Below are 13,757 nucleotides of genomic sequence, written 5' to 3'. Positions count from 1 at the left end.
CCGCGTCACCGCCGGACGGCGATGCCGTGCGCCGCCGGCCCACCCCGCGCGTCGTGGTGCGGTTAGCTCCGTTGCCGTTTGACTCTGTCCTGCCGTCGGCACTGACGGCTATCACCCGTACGGTCACGGTGGCCGCGGGCCGGTTCGCTCCCGGCCATCTGGGGGAGCTGACGCAGGTCGTGCCGTTCGAACTCGTTGATGCGGTCCTGGCGGAGACTGGGACGGTGCAGCGGCGGCTGCGTGATCTTCCCTCCCGGGTGGGGGTCTACTTCCTGCTCGCGATGTGTCTGTTCCCCGAGGTCGGCTACCGGCTGGTCTGGGACAAGCTGACCGCCGGCCTGCCCGGGCTCCCGGTCGTCCGGCCGAGCGCGAAGGCATTGCGTGACCTGCGCCGCCGACTCGGCGTCACGCCGGTACGAGCGTTGTTCGAGGTGCTGGCCAGCCTACTGGCCCAGTCAACCACGCCAGGGGTGCGGTTCGGGCCGTACCGGACGGTGTCGTTCGACGGCTGCAGTTCGCAGCGGGTCGCCGATTCCGAGCGCAACCGCTCCTGGCTGGGCCGGCGTACCAACCAGGGCTATCCGACACTGGAGTTGATGGCGCTGGTAGAGACCGGCACCCGGGCCCTGCTGGGCGCGGTCTTCGGCCCGACCGCCGAGGGCGAGACCAGCTACGCCAGGCGCCTGCTGCATCTACTGCGGCCGGACCTGCTCGTCCTGTGGGACAAAGGGTTCGACGGCAACGCGTTCCTCGCCGCGGTCATCGCCACCCGGGCCCAGATCCTGGGCCGGCTACGCAGCAACCGCCGCACCCCCGTGCTGACCCGCCTGTGTGACGGCTCCTATCTGTCGGTGATCGGCACGGCCCGGGTGCGGGTCATCGACGCGCAGATCACGGTGACCTGCGCGGACGGCACCGTCTTCACCGGCTCCTACCGGCTGGTGACGACCCTGACCGACGCCCGCCGCTACCCCGCGGCCACCCTGACACGTCTCTACCACCAGCGGTGGGAGCACGAATCCGCCTACTACGCGCTGCGTCACACGCTCATGAACGGCCGGCGGCTGCGCTCGGGCGACCCCTTCGGTGTCGAACAGGAAATGTGGGCACTGCTGACGGGCCTTGACCCCGGATCCTGGACACCCGAGACACTTGGATCTTGAAGGTCCAGGAGAACGGATGTCCCGTGGTCATGAAGCACTACCCGCCTGAGTTCAAGGCGGACGCGGTCGCGTTGTACGAGTCGCGGCCCGGGGCGACGATCAAGTCGGTCGCCGCTGATCTGGGGGTCAACCCGGAGACGCTGAGGAACTGGATCCGGGCGGCCGGTGCCGCCCGTCCCCGTGGCCGCCGCCCGGAGGGTCCGGCGGTGCCGGAGTCTTCGCTTCAGGCAGAGCTCGCCGCCGCGCGGAAGAAGATCCGCGAGCTGGAGGAGGAACGCGAGCTCCTGCGGAAGGCCGCGAAGTATTTCGCCGGGGAGACGCGCTGGTGAACCGCTTCCAGTTCGTCTGCGACCACCAGCGCCGATACGGCGTGAAGCGGTTGTGCCAGGTCCTGGGCATCGCCCGCTCCAGCTTCTACTACTGGCGCCGGACCGCACCGGACCGGGCGGCCCGCCGGGCGGCCGACGCCCAGCTCGCCGCACGGATCCAAACCGTCCACCGGGAGTCGGACGGCACCTACGGTGTCCCCAGGATCACCGCCGAGCTCCGCGAGGACGGTGAGCGCGTCAACCACAAGCGCGTCGCCCGCCTCATGCGCACTGCCGGTATCGCCGGGACGCGCCTGCGCCGCAGACACCGCACCACGGTCCCGGACCCGGCCGCCGCGAAGGCGCCCGACCTGATCGGCCGGGACTTCACCGCCACGGAGCCGAACACCAGGTATGCCGGCGATATTACGTATCTCCCGCTGGACGGTGGGAAGTTCCTCTATCTCGCCACGGTCATCGACCTCGCCTCGCGCCGCCTGGCCGGATGGGCGCTGGCCGATCACATGCGGACCGAGCTCGTCACCGATGCCCTGGACGCGGCGATACGGACCCGCGGCAGCCTCGCGGGGGCCGTCATGCACAGCGACCACGGGGCGCAATACACCAGTCGGGCCTTCGCCCACGCCTGCGCGAAGGCCGGTGTCCGCCAGTCCATGAGCGCGGTCGGCAGCTCGGCGGACAACGCGCTGGCCGAGTCCTTCAACGCGACGTTCAAGCGGGAAACCCTCCAAGGCCGCAAGAGCTGGTCCAGCGAGCGCGAAGCCCGGCTCGACGCCTTCCGATGGCTGAACCGCTACAACACCCGACGCCGCCACTCACGACTCGGACAACGCAGCCCGATCGCCTACGAGACGGCACTCGCCGCAACATCAACTACGCTGGCTCAAGCCGCATAGCCCGTGTCCAGGATTCGGGGTCAAGGCCCGCTGGGGCTGCGCGAGCGGTTGACGCGGGGCGACGCGGTAGCGTCCACCGTGGCGTTCGCGCTGCTTGCCACGGTGGAGTGGCTCGCCTGGCTGGATGAACCGCTGGTGGGAGCGGGGGTGGGGTCCAGTGTCGGACACTAGGGCGGCTCGTCGGCTCGTCGTCGCGCTGCACGGGTACGGCGGGACGGGCGAGGCCATCGCCGGTGTGCTGGCGGCGGTCGGCGGCAGGAGCAGCGGCGCGGACGGCGACACCGTGATCGTCGGGCCGGATGGGTCCTGCGTACCGGCGTTCGCACTGGGGGGACGGGCGTGGTATGCGATCACCTCGCATGCGCCTGTGATCGCGCAGCGGTCCCGCGAGGCGGCACCCGCCGTGGCCGAGTACATCGAGCGGCTGCGGCGGCGTTATCAGGTGCCGGCGCGCCAGACCTGTGCCGTCGGGTTCTCCCAGGGTGCCTCGGTGGCCGCCGCGGTGCTGGTCCACTCATCGGTCTGCGGCCGAGCCGTGCTCGTCTGCGGCCGAGTGCCGGGCGGCGACGATCAGGCCGCCGCGAGCAGAGTGGTCGACGCCCTGGTGGTGACGGGCGGGCGTGACCGGTTCGTGCGGCACGACGACGTCCGCTCGGACCTGGCATCGGGCTACCTGGGCGCACGGGCCCGCCATGTGGTACTGCCCGAGCTGGGGCATGAGTTCAACGAAGAAGTCGCGCGGCTCACCTTGGCGCACGCGACGAGCGATGGAGTGAATGATGATAGATGAACAGCAGTTCTACCAGTCAGGTCGGGAGTTCCTGCTCGAACGGCTTGGCGAGGCGGCCGAGCACGTGGACGCCGACACCGAGCTCGTGCAGTCGGGCCTGCTGGATTCGTTACTGGTCCTTGAGTTCTTCTTCTTCCTGGAGAACACCAGGGGGGCGGCGATCGCGCCGGAGGCCGCCACCGTCGAGGTGTTGTCCACGCTGCGCAGTGCCTACCAGCTGGTGGTGTCGCCGTGAGCCAGACCATTGACCAGGTACGCGCGGGCTGTGAATGGCAGCGCGAACTGTGCCGCAAGAACGGTTCCCCCACCTACGTCGCGATCATCACGGAGCTGATCGAGCGGCTTGGTGCTGACGAGGCCGTCACCGAGCTGCTCACCGCCGATGACCAGGACCCCATTCAGTCCGCCCTGTGTCTTCGGCTGTTCGGCGCGGTCAACCGGATCGCGATGGCCGAATCGGCGAGCTGGCTCACCGCGTACTACCCCACGTTTGGCGGCGAGACCGAGGTCGACAAGGTAGTGCCCGCGTTCTTCGACTTCCTGGGGGCCAACCTGCCCGCCGTCCGGGAACAGATGAGCATTTCGGTGCAGACCAACGAGGTGGGGCGCGCCGCGCCGCTGTCCGCGGCGATGAACTACGTCGCGACGGCGACTGGCCTGCCGCTTCGGTTGCTCGAAGTGGGTGCCAGCGCCGGGCTGAATCTGTTGTTTGACCGATACTTCGTGGCGGGCAGCGACGAGTCGTGGGGTCCGGCGGATTCGGTTCTGCGGCTGGTCGGACACTTCGAGTCGGGTCGGCCGCGCGCCGCGAGGCTCGACATCGCCGAACGCCGGGGCTGTGACCTCAACCCGATCGACGTCTATGCGCCGGAAACCGCGAACCTGCTGCGGTCGTTCGTGTGGCCCGAACACGTCGAGCGCGTGCACCGGCTCGACGCCGCGTTGGAGGTCGCCCGGTCGGCGCCAAGACTTTCCATTGACGCGGCTGACGGGTGCTCCTGGGTCCTCAAGCACATCGAGGAGCTGACGCCCGGCCACACCACGGTGATCTTTCACTCGATCGTGCTCGCCTACTTCGACGCGGACGAGCGGGCACGGTTCGCGAAACTCATCCGCACTCGCGGCGCGGCGACCGGCGAAGACCAGCCCCTGGCGTGGATCTCGCTGGAACCGAGCGTTGACGACTCCAGCGTGGTCAACCTGGTCTGCGAGCTGTGGCCGACGAACAAGCGCGTCCTGCTGGCCAGGACGACCCCGCACGGCACCCAGGTGCGATGGGACCCGCAGGAGGAGTCGGCATGAGTGCGGTCATCCGTGGGGTGGCCAGCGCTGTTGGCATCCCCACGGTGATCACGGAGTTGCCCGAAGACGCCGTCTCGCCCGATGTGGCCCGCCAACTGGTCGATCGTGGACAGAGACTCTGCCCTGTCGCCGACGACGAGATACCGCTGGTCACCGAGTCGGTCGGCGCGTCACTGGCCGCATCGGGGCTGGCCCCCGACGAGGTGCGCCACATCCTCGTCACGACCGAGACGATGACGGTCAGCGGATCGCGGGCGGCGCACGAGCAGGCACGCGGCCGGCTCTACAAGGCGTGCGCGGATCTGGGCCTCGGCCACGCCCCGGTGACAGCGTTGACCTTCGGCGGGTGTGGCGCCGTACTGAGTGCCATCGACTACGCGGCCCTGATGGTGGAGCGTGATTCGACCGGCGGCATCCTGGTCGTCGCCGTCGGCCGGATGCGTGACGGCGACTCCCGCGAGCTCGCCCCCGCGGTCTCGGCCATCGGTGACGGTGTGGCCAGCTGTGTCGTCACGTCCGGCGGGGGCGGCTGGACCCTGCGCTGGCTGCTGCGCCGCGCGTTCCTGGAGACGGCCAAATTCGACCACTCGACGGACTTCGGGCCCACGCTCGTGACGTTGGGGCGCGCCCTGCGCTCCATGCGCAACGAGGCCAAGGAACGCGGTCTGCCGCAACAGCCGCGCCTGGTGTGCAACAACTATGGACTGCCGACCATACGCCTGTTCGGCAGCGCGCTAAGCATCGCCATGGACGACGTCTTTGTGGACAACATCCCGATGCTGAGCCATCTGGGCACGCCGGACCTCCTGATCAATCTAGCGAGCCTACCCAGTTCCAGTCGCGAGGTCCTCGCGTTGGCCACCGGACCGGCCGATTGCGCCTTGGCATTGCTGGAAAGGACTAGTTGTGACACTGCTTGACGTATACGAGAGGCTCGCCGCGCGAACACCGGACGACCCCGCGATCACCTTCGACCGCGCGCCCCACATCGGCACGGTCCTGACGTGGCGAGACGTGGTGAACCAGAGCGAGAAGATCGAGGACACCCTGCGCGCCGCCGGCACCAAAAGCGGCAGCCGGTGCGCCGTGGTCATGGTCGATGACCCGAACGTGGTCCCGACGGTTCTTGCCGTGTGGCGGGCGGGGGCCGTCGTCGTGCCCATCGACAGCCAATGGGGACACGACACAATCCGCTCGGTGCTGACACTAAGCGACGTGGACGTCGTCATCGATCCCGAACGGAACACTTGTACCGAGAACGCCGCCGCTCGGGGGGACAGCCCGCCGCTGTCATCGGACACCGCGATGATTAGCTATACCTCGGGTTCCACCTCGGACCCCAAGGGCGTGGTGCTCACGCACGGCCAGCTGCGCCATGCCTACGAGGCGGGCGGCCGCGCGTTGACGGACCTGATGGGGCGTCGGCCGTCCCGGTTCGGTGTGTCGATGCGGATGTCCGGGCTCGGCATCCTCGGGATGAACTACCTGTGGCCTGCGGTCCTGGGCATGTCTGTCGTGGTCCTGCCCGAACTTACCCTTGCGTCGGCTGGCCGGTACTGGGCTGGTCTGCGCACGCACGCGGTCGAGGTCACTTACCTGGTGCCGCCCTTGCCTGAGTTCCACAGTTGGTGGTGTCGGCTAGGGAACGGAAACGTGGGTTGACCTGCGGAAATGCCTGTGAGCACGCCGAGATGGCGTGTCACTAGGCGGGGGGATAGTGCCTGGTCAGCGGCCTGTGGTCAGATCGATGATCTTCTTGGGCGGGGTGACGTTCAGGGCGGTGAAGATGTCGCGCTGGGGCTTGGTGAGGTCGGTGGACTGACGGAAGGTCCCGGCCGGGCCGGTGTAGGTGACCGCGTGCAGGCGCTGGAGTTCGGCGCGCAGGCGGTTCCAGGTCTGGCCGGTGGAGGTCTCGGCGACGCGGATCAGGAGCAGGGCGAGCCAGCACAGCAGGACGTGGGCGCGGATGCGGTCTTCGCGGCGGTGGTAGACGGGGCGGAGATCGAGAATTTGCTTCATATCGCGCCAGCCGCGCTCGACTTCCAGGAGCTGTTTGTACCCCAGCGCGATGTCCTCGGCCGCCAGCTTCGGATCGGAGGAGCGCAGGAGGTACTTCCCGTCGAGGTTGGCCTCGGCGGCGATCTTCTTCTTGTCCACCCGCAGCAGCCCGCCCGGGGTGGTGCGCAAGAACCGTTTCAGGCCGGGCTTGGTGGACAACATCCCGGCCAGCTTGTCGCGTTCGGGCCTGGCTAGCTTGTCAGTGCCCTCGATCGCCTCGGTGAGCTGGGCGACCATCCGCTGACGGATCGCGGCGTCGCGGGTGGCCTGGTCGGGGTTGAAGCAGATCACGAACCGGTCGTCGGTTCCGATGTTGACCTCCTTGACCTGGAGGTTGTCGCGCACGGTCGCATAGCGGCCCTGTCGTGAGAGGGCGGCGCGGACTTCGGGTGATCCGGTGCGGAGTTTCTCGCCGATGATGTAGCCGCCGCCTCCGCGCATCAGCGCCCGGCGGTTGGCGGCGGAGGTGAAGCCGCGGTCGGCGACCCACACGATCTTCGACAGCGTCCACTCGCGCAGGTCGTCGCGGACCTGCCGGATCAGGGCCTGGTCACCGGTGTTGCCGGGCCAGGACCACACGCGCACCGGGATCCCGTCCCGGGTGACGGCCATGCCGATGACGACCTGGGGCAGATCGTCGCGGGAGTCCTTGGACCTGCCGTGGGTGCGGAACCCGTCGTGCCGCACCGCGTCTTCGGCCGTCGCGTCGGCGGCCAGGCGCTCGCCGCGGTCGTCGCGGACGACAGGATCGTCGGCGTCCTCGGTCTCGAAGTACGTGGAGGTGGTGTCGAAGAACAGCAGGTCCACCTCCAGGTTGAGCAGGTCGGTGACCTGGAAGCACGCCTCCTTGGCCAGGGCCGGTTCGATGGCCAGCAGGTAATCCATGGCCCGGTAGCAGGCTTCGTCACCGATCGCCTCCAGGCCGTCTATGTGGACGTCGTCGGCGATCCACTCGGTCGCGGCGAGCTTGCTGGAGGCGGCCAATGCCCGGTTGGCGACCAGCGCGAACAGCACCCGCTCGACGCGCGGATCCAGCCGCCGCCCGGCCAGTTGGCGGTGCACGACAGCGTCGAGGCCGAGCCGGTGCCACAGTCCGTCCAGCGCGTGCACCCCGCCCGGGCCTTGACCCCGGATCCTGGACACCCGAGACACTTGGATCTTGAAGGTCCAGGAGAACGGATGTCCCGTGGTCATGAAGCACTACCCGCCTGAGTTCAAGGCGGACGCGGTCGCGCTGTACGAGTCGCGGCCCGGGGCGACGATCAAGTCGGTCGCCGCTGATCTGGGGGTCAACCCGGAGACGCTGAGGAACTGGATCCGGGCGGCCGGTGCCGCCCGTCCCCGTGGCCGCCGCCCGGAGGGTCCGGCGGTGCCGGAGTCTTCGCTTCAGGCAGAGCTCGCCGCCGCGCGGAAGAAGATCCGCGAGCTGGAGGAGGAACGCGAGCTCCTGCGGAAGGCCGCGAAGTATTTCGCCGGGGAGACGCGCTGGTGAACCGCTTCCAGTTCGTCTGCGACCACCAGCGCCGATACGGCGTGAAGCGGTTGTGCCAGGTCCTGGGCATCGCCCGCTCCAGCTTCTACTACTGGCGCCGGACCGCACCGGACCGGGCGGCCCGCCGGGCGGCCGACGCCCAGCTCGCCGCACGGATCCAAACCGTCCACCGGGAGTCGGACGGCACCTACGGTGTCCCCAGGATCACCGCCGAGCTCCGCGAGGACGGTGAGCGCGTCAACCACAAGCGCGTCGCCCGCCTCATGCGCACTGCCGGTATCGCCGGGACGCGCCTGCGCCGCAGACACCGCACCACGGTCCCGGACCCGGCCGCCGCGAAGGCGCCCGACCTGATCGGCCGGGACTTCACCGCCACGGAGCCGAACACCAGGTATGCCGGCGATATTACGTATCTCCCGCTGGACGGTGGGAAGTTCCTCTATCTCGCCACGGTCATCGACCTCGCCTCGCGCCGCCTGGCCGGATGGGCGCTGGCCGATCACATGCGGACCGAGCTCGTCACCGATGCCCTGGACGCGGCGATACGGACCCGCGGCAGCCTCGCGGGGGCCGTCATGCACAGCGACCACGGGGCGCAATACACCAGTCGGGCCTTCGCCCACGCCTGCGCGAAGGCCGGTGTCCGCCAGTCCATGAGCGCGGTCGGCAGCTCGGCGGACAACGCGCTGGCCGAGTCCTTCAACGCGACGTTCAAGCGGGAAACCCTCCAAGGCCGCAAGAGCTGGTCCAGCGAGCGCGAAGCCCGGCTCGACGCCTTCCGATGGCTGAACCGCTACAACACCCGACGCCGCCACTCACGACTCGGACAACGCAGCCCGATCGCCTACGAGACGGCACTCGCCGCAACATCAACTACGCTGGCTCAAGCCGCATAGCCCGTGTCCAGGATTCGGGGTCAAGGCCCCTCCGTCAACCGGCTGTACGCCGGCGCACTTGCCCGCTCCCGCCAAGACAACCGGAACAAGAACACCGAACTGGCCACGCACGCCCGCACCCTGGCCCGCCGCTTCGAAGAGCACCGCGAGGTCATCCTCCACTTCACCACCGACCTCACCGTCCCCTTCACCAACAACTTGGCGGAAAGGGACATCCGACCGGCCAAGGTCCAGCAACGCTCCTCTGGAGGCTGCTGGCACACCCTGACCGGGCTCGCCGACTACGCGATCGTCCAGTCCTACCTGTCCACCGCCGGTAAGTGGGGCATCAACCGCTACGACGCCCTCAAGCACCTCTTCACCACCGGGGCATGGATCCCACACGCCCTCACCCCCGAAGCTGCCGCCGCCGCTGCGTGATCGCGTGATCACCCGCACACCCGGCTGAATAGCTACTATTCAGGCACCCCCGAGATCTCGAGAATTCCCTTTCGGGCCTCGTGGTCCGCCGACCTCAGCGGTTCGGGAATCCGGTAGCGGGCGGCCTCGAGGGTCAGCTGAATCGCGCAGTCCAAGGACATGCCGCCACCCACGGAAACGTAGACAGGTCGGACGCCGTCCGCTGTCCTCACTTCGGCGCCGACGATGCCTTCCGAGTCCGATATCATCCGAACCGACCCTCGCTCTGCCGGAGTGTTCGGCATCTCCCTGCGAAGCGGGTTCTTGGCTACGGCAACCACAGGACGTGCCAGGCGTGCCGCCAAGTGGACCCCGAGCCCCATGCGCTCGGGGTGCATGAGTCCGTGCCCGTCGCACATCACGACATCCCCGTCCTTCACCAGATCACGCACGACCCCTTCCGCCATCCCGGCCTCGCGCCTGCCCAGTTGTCCGAAGCGATAGGGAACGGGGGGTCTACCCGGCCGCCGAGCGACCAGCACGGTCCTTCTCTCGGTACGGTCCCAGACCACTCCGGCGGCGACAGCGGCCCCCCTGCTGTCGCAGTAGGCCACGTCGACGCCGATCAGGCGCGAGATGGACCGCGGACCGATCTCGGGTACGCGTGAAGCGGCCGCGCGGATCTGCTGATCAGTTCCGGGCTCCCATTCCTCGATCGGCTCCCTGGTCACTCTTCCTTCTTTCGCTTCGGGTTGAACCGGAAACACTCTGTCGCCGTCCGATGTCGTGCGCGCCGGACGCGTGGAAACTCCCGTCATCGCCATCGGTGGGCATCTCCTCGGATTCCTCCGCCCGACGGCCTTTCACCACACGGTGGATCGAGGGCGGGGAGTGAGGGCTCCAAGGATTCCGCCTCCGCGAGATTCTCCGTGATCATCGAGCGGAAGAAGTCCGAGAAGGTTCGATATCTTTCTACTTCTCCGCCCGCGAGCCAGATCACCGGTGTTGTCCGGTGTGGTCCTGTCGTTCGCGGCATTGCGAAGATGTCGATACTTGTTCGTGAGGCTCCGATGGGGATCAAGTGCGCGAATTCCCCTCCTGTTCCGATCTCTGTCTCCTCCGCGATCACACGCACGAGTTCCGCGGCCTCCAGGTAGCCGGCACCACCGAAATCTGCCGTGCCGAACAGGTCGATGTCCTGCAGGACAGCCGGCCAGCCATCGGTGTGCAGTAGGAAGTCCGCGTACTCGGGGTCCACAGGGCAGCACGTCACTGTGGCGATTCCTTCGATCCTCTCCCGAGTGGCCGGAGGTCGACGTGACCGATGCCGCCATAGCCCGTCTCCGTCGCTGACAGCCAGCACGCGCTTGGCCGTTTCCATCTCGCCCAACAGCGCCGGCCAATCAGACACACTCAATCCCCTTGCTCGAATTACGCCTCGGATCGCACCCCGCGGAAACGCCGTCAGGGGGAGCAGCGCGCGTCGGCTCCGCGGACCCCCACTATGGGCGCCCACCCGTAGGGGCGAGGCGGCGGGGTTGGGCCGGGTGGCCCGGCGTCGTGTCCGCAGTCCGGATGAACCCGCGCGGGCGGCGTGCCGGAGCGGGCCGGCGTCGAGCCCTGTCGAACAGAGTGATCTCCGTACTGTGCGCATCAGCACACCGGCTCCGCACGGAGGAGATGACAAGCAGATGAAGAAGCGTGGCCTGCTGCTCGCGCTGCGAAGCGCCGCGATCGTCGGCGGCGTGGCCGTCGGTCTGGTCGGCTCGGCCGGCGCCCCCGCGCTGGCCGACACCACCGGAGGCGACGGTGCCCCCGTGGTCGTCATCGGCCCCCTGTCCGAACCGGGCCAGCCCTCGTACGCGACGTGCCCGGACGGCACGCGGCTGATCGGGGGCGGCTACGAGGCGGTGCCCGTCACGGTGGACGACCCGCAGACCTCACCGCCGCTGATCGCCGACATGGTCGACGTCAACGCGCCCTCCTACCTGCAACCGAACTCGTGGGTGACGAAGATGCTCAACGGCCAGTCGCGCTCCTACGCCCTCTGTGAGAAGCGCTGAGCGGAGCGGTCGAGAGGCGGACCGGGTGCGGGTTCCGACGAGGTCCGCACCCGGCGGCGCGCCCGGTCGAGGCGGCCGGCGGGGTTCGCCCACCACCGGCCCTCCCTCCTCGGGTGGGCACGGACGCGGAGCGCGGGAGACGAGCGAGGGAACGGGCGACAGTGGGCGACGGGAAACGTGTCATCGGATGGCGGGGCGCCGGGTCGGCCGCCGTGGGCGGGGTGGTCACCGCGGCCGTGGTCGCGGCGGCCATCGGCGGCTACGCGCTGTACGGGGCCTCGCCGCCCGGCGCGGCGACGCCGGCGGGCCGGGCCGGGCCGGGCGGCGAGGCCCTGACCCGCGAGCAGGTCGAACGGGCCGCCGCGAGGTTCCTGGACGCCTGGGAGCGGGGCGACGTGGACGAGGCCGCCGCGGCGACCGACGACCGCGGGCCCGCCGGTGAGCTGATCACCTCGTACACCCGCGACGCCCGGGTGGGCGACCTGACGCTGACTCCGGGACCCGCCGCCGGAGCCAGGGTCCCGTTCTCGGTGCGGGCGACGGTGAACCACGGCGACGCCACCGCACGGCTGACCTACGCGGGTGCCCTGACCGTCGTCCCCGACCGGGACGGCGGTGCTCCCCGCGTCGACTGGCGTCCCTCGGTGGTGCACCCCGATCTGCGCCCGGGGGACCGGCTGACGACCGGGCGAAAGCCTGTGCGGGCGCTGGACCGGGAAGGCGGGGAGCTGACGGCCGCGGAACACCCTTCGCTGGTCGCGCTGCTGGACGAGTTGGACGAGGAGTACGGTGCGAGCGGCGCCGGACCCGTCGGTGCGGAGCTGCGCCTGGTCCGTGGCGCGGAGTCCAGGCGGCGGGGTCTGTCGGACCGTACCCTGCTGGAGGTGGCCCCCGGTTCCCGGCGGACGGTCCGGACGACGCTGGACCCACAGCTTCAGGCGGAGGCCCGACTCCAGGTGGACGGGTGGGCGCGCGCCTCGGTGGTCGTGACCCGGGTGTCGACCGGCGAGATCCTGGCCGTGGCCGACAGCGACCCGGCGTCCTGGACCGCCCTGCGCGGCGCGCTCGCGCCCGGCTCGACGATGAAGGTGGTGACCGCGTCGCTGCTCATCGAGAAGGGCCTGGCCTCGGCGGACGCCCCGCACCCTTGTCCGAAGTACTTCACCCACGGCGGCTGGAAGTTCCACAACGACAAGAAGTTCGAGATCGAGCGAGGCAACTTCCGGGATTCCTTCGGCAGCTCCTGCAACACCGCCTTCGTCGGTCGGGCGCCCGACCTGGCCGCCGGCGATCTGACCCGCCAGGCTCGCGAGGTGTTCGGACTGGGCGGCGGCGACTGGGCGATCGGGATCCCGGCCTTCGGAGGCTCGGTCCCGGTGCAGCGCGGGGCCTCCATGGCCGCCGCGCTGATCGGCCAGGGGGGAGTGCGGATGAGCCCGCTCACCATGGCGTCGGTCGCGGCGACCGTGCGCGGCGGGACGTTCCGTCCGCCCTACCTCGTCCGACCAGCGGCCGGGGAGAGCGCGGACCACCGGGCCGAACGCGCCCTGTCGAGGGCCACGCTGGTCCAGTTGCGCGACCTGATGGCGTATACGGCCGGGGAGGGCACGGCGAAGGAGGCGATGGCCGGAGTCGACGGTGAGCGTGGCGCGAAGACGGGCTCGGCGGAGGTCGTGGGGCAGGAAGAGGCCGACGGTTGGTTCACCGCCTACCGGAACGATCTGGCCGCGGCGGGTGTGGTCCGGGCGAGCGGCCACGGCGGCGAGACCGCCGGTCCGATGGTGGCGGCGCTCCTGCGGGCCGGCCGCTGATCCGAGGCGCCCCGGCGGCCCGCGCTCGTCGGCTTCGTGCGATCGGCGGGGCCTTCGGCCCGACCTCGTTCTCCCACGCGTCCTGCCGGACTCACCGCGCGGCGGGCGCGTCGGTGCCGGCGTGGGTGAGCCGCAGGAAGCGCAGCAGCGCCTTGGAGTCGATCTGGACCATCGAGCACCCCTGCGGGGAGTGGAACTCGACGACGGCCTGGACCCGTCCGCACGGCCAGACGCGAACGCCCGCCTCGTCCGCCGGGGCCTTGAGTCCACGCTCCAGCAGGGAGCGGTCGACGGTCCACTCGCGAGGCCGGCCGGCAGGACCGTCCGTCGCGGGCGGCACGCCGAACCGGACGGCGGGGGGATCGTCCTCGGGGTCGTAGCGGAGGACGACCGGGACGGTGCCGCCGTCGACCTCGACGGGACCGTCGGTGTCGGTGAGGATGTGGGCGTGTGTTTGTTGCTCGACCACGGACATCGTGTGCCCCTTACGCCGTGCGCACCGGCGTGCGCGGTGCGCCTTGCCCCCCTTCCAATGTCGCACATCGCCGGAAAGGCACC

At 69.6% G+C, this 13,757-nt stretch carries 15 protein-coding genes and 1 pseudogene; 12 read left to right on the top strand and 4 right to left on the bottom strand.

The features are described from left to right. Positions 1 to 71 precede the first annotated feature (71 nt). From JEK78_RS08365 to JEK78_RS08330, 8 genes are all read left to right on the top strand, one after another. Positions 72 to 1,163: an IS4 family transposase gene (locus tag JEK78_RS08365; RefSeq protein ID WP_200263476.1), complete on the top strand. Its 1,092-nt coding sequence runs from the start codon at positions 72 to 74 to the stop codon at positions 1,161 to 1,163. Between the two features lie 23 nt (positions 1,164 to 1,186). Continuing rightward, positions 1,187 to 2,388 (top strand): IS3 family transposase gene (locus tag JEK78_RS08360; protein ID WP_200263920.1). Its coding sequence is split into 2 segments (ribosomal slippage): positions 1,187 to 1,478 and positions 1,478 to 2,388, totalling 1,203 coding nucleotides; the frame shifts between segments, so codons are not numbered across the junction. Positions 2,389 to 2,391: 3 nt separating this feature from the next. Then, positions 2,392 to 2,559 carry a hypothetical protein gene (locus JEK78_RS08355; RefSeq protein WP_200263475.1) on the top strand — a complete coding sequence of 56 codons (168 nt, stop codon included), beginning with the start codon at positions 2,392 to 2,394 and terminating at the stop codon, positions 2,557 to 2,559. Then, positions 2,546 to 3,178 (top strand): hypothetical protein, encoded by a 633-nt coding sequence (locus JEK78_RS08350; RefSeq protein ID WP_200263474.1) that lies wholly within the window; start codon positions 2,546 to 2,548, stop codon positions 3,176 to 3,178. The genes JEK78_RS08355 and JEK78_RS08350 overlap by 14 nt, the downstream gene beginning before the upstream one ends. Continuing rightward, positions 3,165 to 3,413 (top strand): hypothetical protein, encoded by a 249-nt coding sequence (locus tag JEK78_RS08345; protein WP_200263473.1) that lies wholly within the window; start codon positions 3,165 to 3,167, stop codon positions 3,411 to 3,413. Before JEK78_RS08350 ends, JEK78_RS08345 begins: the two co-directional genes overlap by 14 nt. After that, positions 3,410 to 4,480, top strand: coding sequence for a DUF2332 domain-containing protein (locus JEK78_RS08340; protein ID WP_200263472.1), 1,071 nt, complete (start codon positions 3,410 to 3,412; stop codon positions 4,478 to 4,480). Before JEK78_RS08345 ends, JEK78_RS08340 begins: the two co-directional genes overlap by 4 nt. Further along, on the top strand, positions 4,477 to 5,400 hold the full coding sequence (locus JEK78_RS08335; protein ID WP_200263471.1) for a hypothetical protein: 924 nt from the start codon (positions 4,477 to 4,479) through the stop codon (positions 5,398 to 5,400). The genes JEK78_RS08340 and JEK78_RS08335 overlap by 4 nt, the downstream gene beginning before the upstream one ends. Continuing rightward, positions 5,387 to 6,142 (top strand): AMP-binding protein, encoded by a 756-nt coding sequence (locus JEK78_RS08330; protein ID WP_200263470.1) that lies wholly within the window; start codon positions 5,387 to 5,389, stop codon positions 6,140 to 6,142. Before JEK78_RS08335 ends, JEK78_RS08330 begins: the two co-directional genes overlap by 14 nt. A 63-nt stretch (positions 6,143 to 6,205) precedes the next feature. Here JEK78_RS08330 and JEK78_RS08325 read toward each other — a convergent pair whose 3' ends face one another. Continuing rightward, positions 6,206 to 7,681: an IS1634 family transposase gene (locus tag JEK78_RS08325; protein ID WP_242483381.1), complete on the bottom strand. Its 1,476-nt coding sequence runs from the start codon at positions 7,679 to 7,681 to the stop codon at positions 6,206 to 6,208. A 43-nt stretch (positions 7,682 to 7,724) separates the two neighbouring features. On the opposite strand from JEK78_RS08325, the gene JEK78_RS08320 reads away from it, so the two are divergent. Both JEK78_RS08320 and JEK78_RS08315 read left to right on the top strand, forming a co-directional pair. Next, positions 7,725 to 8,926 (top strand): IS3 family transposase gene (locus JEK78_RS08320; protein WP_200263920.1). Its coding sequence is split into 2 segments (ribosomal slippage): positions 7,725 to 8,016 and positions 8,016 to 8,926, totalling 1,203 coding nucleotides; the frame shifts between segments, so codons are not numbered across the junction. Positions 8,927 to 8,971: 45 nt separating this feature from the next. After that, a pseudogene (locus tag JEK78_RS08315) lies at positions 8,972 to 9,346 on the top strand (transposase); the annotation flags it as partial. Between the two features lie 35 nt (positions 9,347 to 9,381). Here the strand turns inward: JEK78_RS08315 and JEK78_RS08310 are convergent. Together JEK78_RS08310 and JEK78_RS08305 are read right to left on the bottom strand one after the other, a co-directional pair. Further along, on the bottom strand, positions 9,382 to 10,056 hold the full coding sequence (locus JEK78_RS08310) for an endonuclease V (protein ID WP_200263468.1): 675 nt from the start codon (positions 10,054 to 10,056) through the stop codon (positions 9,382 to 9,384). Between the two features lie 83 nt (positions 10,057 to 10,139). Beyond that, on the bottom strand, positions 10,140 to 10,583 hold the full coding sequence (locus JEK78_RS08305) for a hypothetical protein (protein ID WP_200263467.1): 444 nt from the start codon (positions 10,581 to 10,583) through the stop codon (positions 10,140 to 10,142). A 433-nt stretch (positions 10,584 to 11,016) separates the two neighbouring features. Here JEK78_RS08305 and JEK78_RS08300 point away from each other — a divergent pair, with 433 nt between their 5' ends. Together JEK78_RS08300 and JEK78_RS08295 are read left to right on the top strand one after the other, a co-directional pair. Then, a complete protein-coding gene (locus JEK78_RS08300; protein WP_200263466.1) occupies positions 11,017 to 11,388 on the top strand; it encodes a hypothetical protein in 372 nt (123 codons plus the stop codon). 161 nt (positions 11,389 to 11,549) lie between these two features. Next, positions 11,550 to 13,199: a penicillin-binding transpeptidase domain-containing protein gene (locus JEK78_RS08295; RefSeq protein WP_200263465.1), complete on the top strand. Its 1,650-nt coding sequence runs from the start codon at positions 11,550 to 11,552 to the stop codon at positions 13,197 to 13,199. 91 nt (positions 13,200 to 13,290) lie between these two features. Here the strand turns inward: JEK78_RS08295 and JEK78_RS08290 are convergent, their stop codons facing one another. Continuing rightward, positions 13,291 to 13,674, bottom strand: a complete 384-nt coding sequence (locus JEK78_RS08290; RefSeq protein ID WP_200263464.1) for an SsgA family sporulation/cell division regulator — start codon at positions 13,672 to 13,674, stop codon at positions 13,291 to 13,293. Between the last annotated feature and the right edge of the window lie 83 nt (positions 13,675 to 13,757).

Origin of the sequence: Streptomyces sp. HSG2 (assembly GCF_016598575.1) — a bacterium.
In the GTDB taxonomy this organism is placed as follows: Bacteria; Actinomycetota; Actinomycetes; order Streptomycetales; family Streptomycetaceae; genus Streptomyces.
This window is presented reverse-complemented; position numbering and strand designations above follow the sequence as displayed.

What these genes read in the sequence shown, in the direction of transcription:
- JEK78_RS08300 (WP_200263466.1), top strand. Translation starts at nt 11,017, where the DNA reads ATGAAGAAGCGTGGCCTGCTGCTCGCGCTGCGAAGCGCCGCGATCGTC.
- JEK78_RS08335 (WP_200263471.1), top strand. Translation starts at nt 4,477, where the DNA reads ATGAGTGCGGTCATCCGTGGGGTGGCCAGCGCTGTTGGCATCCCCACG.
- JEK78_RS08345 (WP_200263473.1), top strand. Translation starts at nt 3,165, where the DNA reads ATGATGATAGATGAACAGCAGTTCTACCAGTCAGGTCGGGAGTTCCTG.
- JEK78_RS08290 (WP_200263464.1), bottom strand. Translation starts at nt 13,674, where the DNA reads ATGTCCGTGGTCGAGCAACAAACACACGCCCACATCCTCACCGACACC.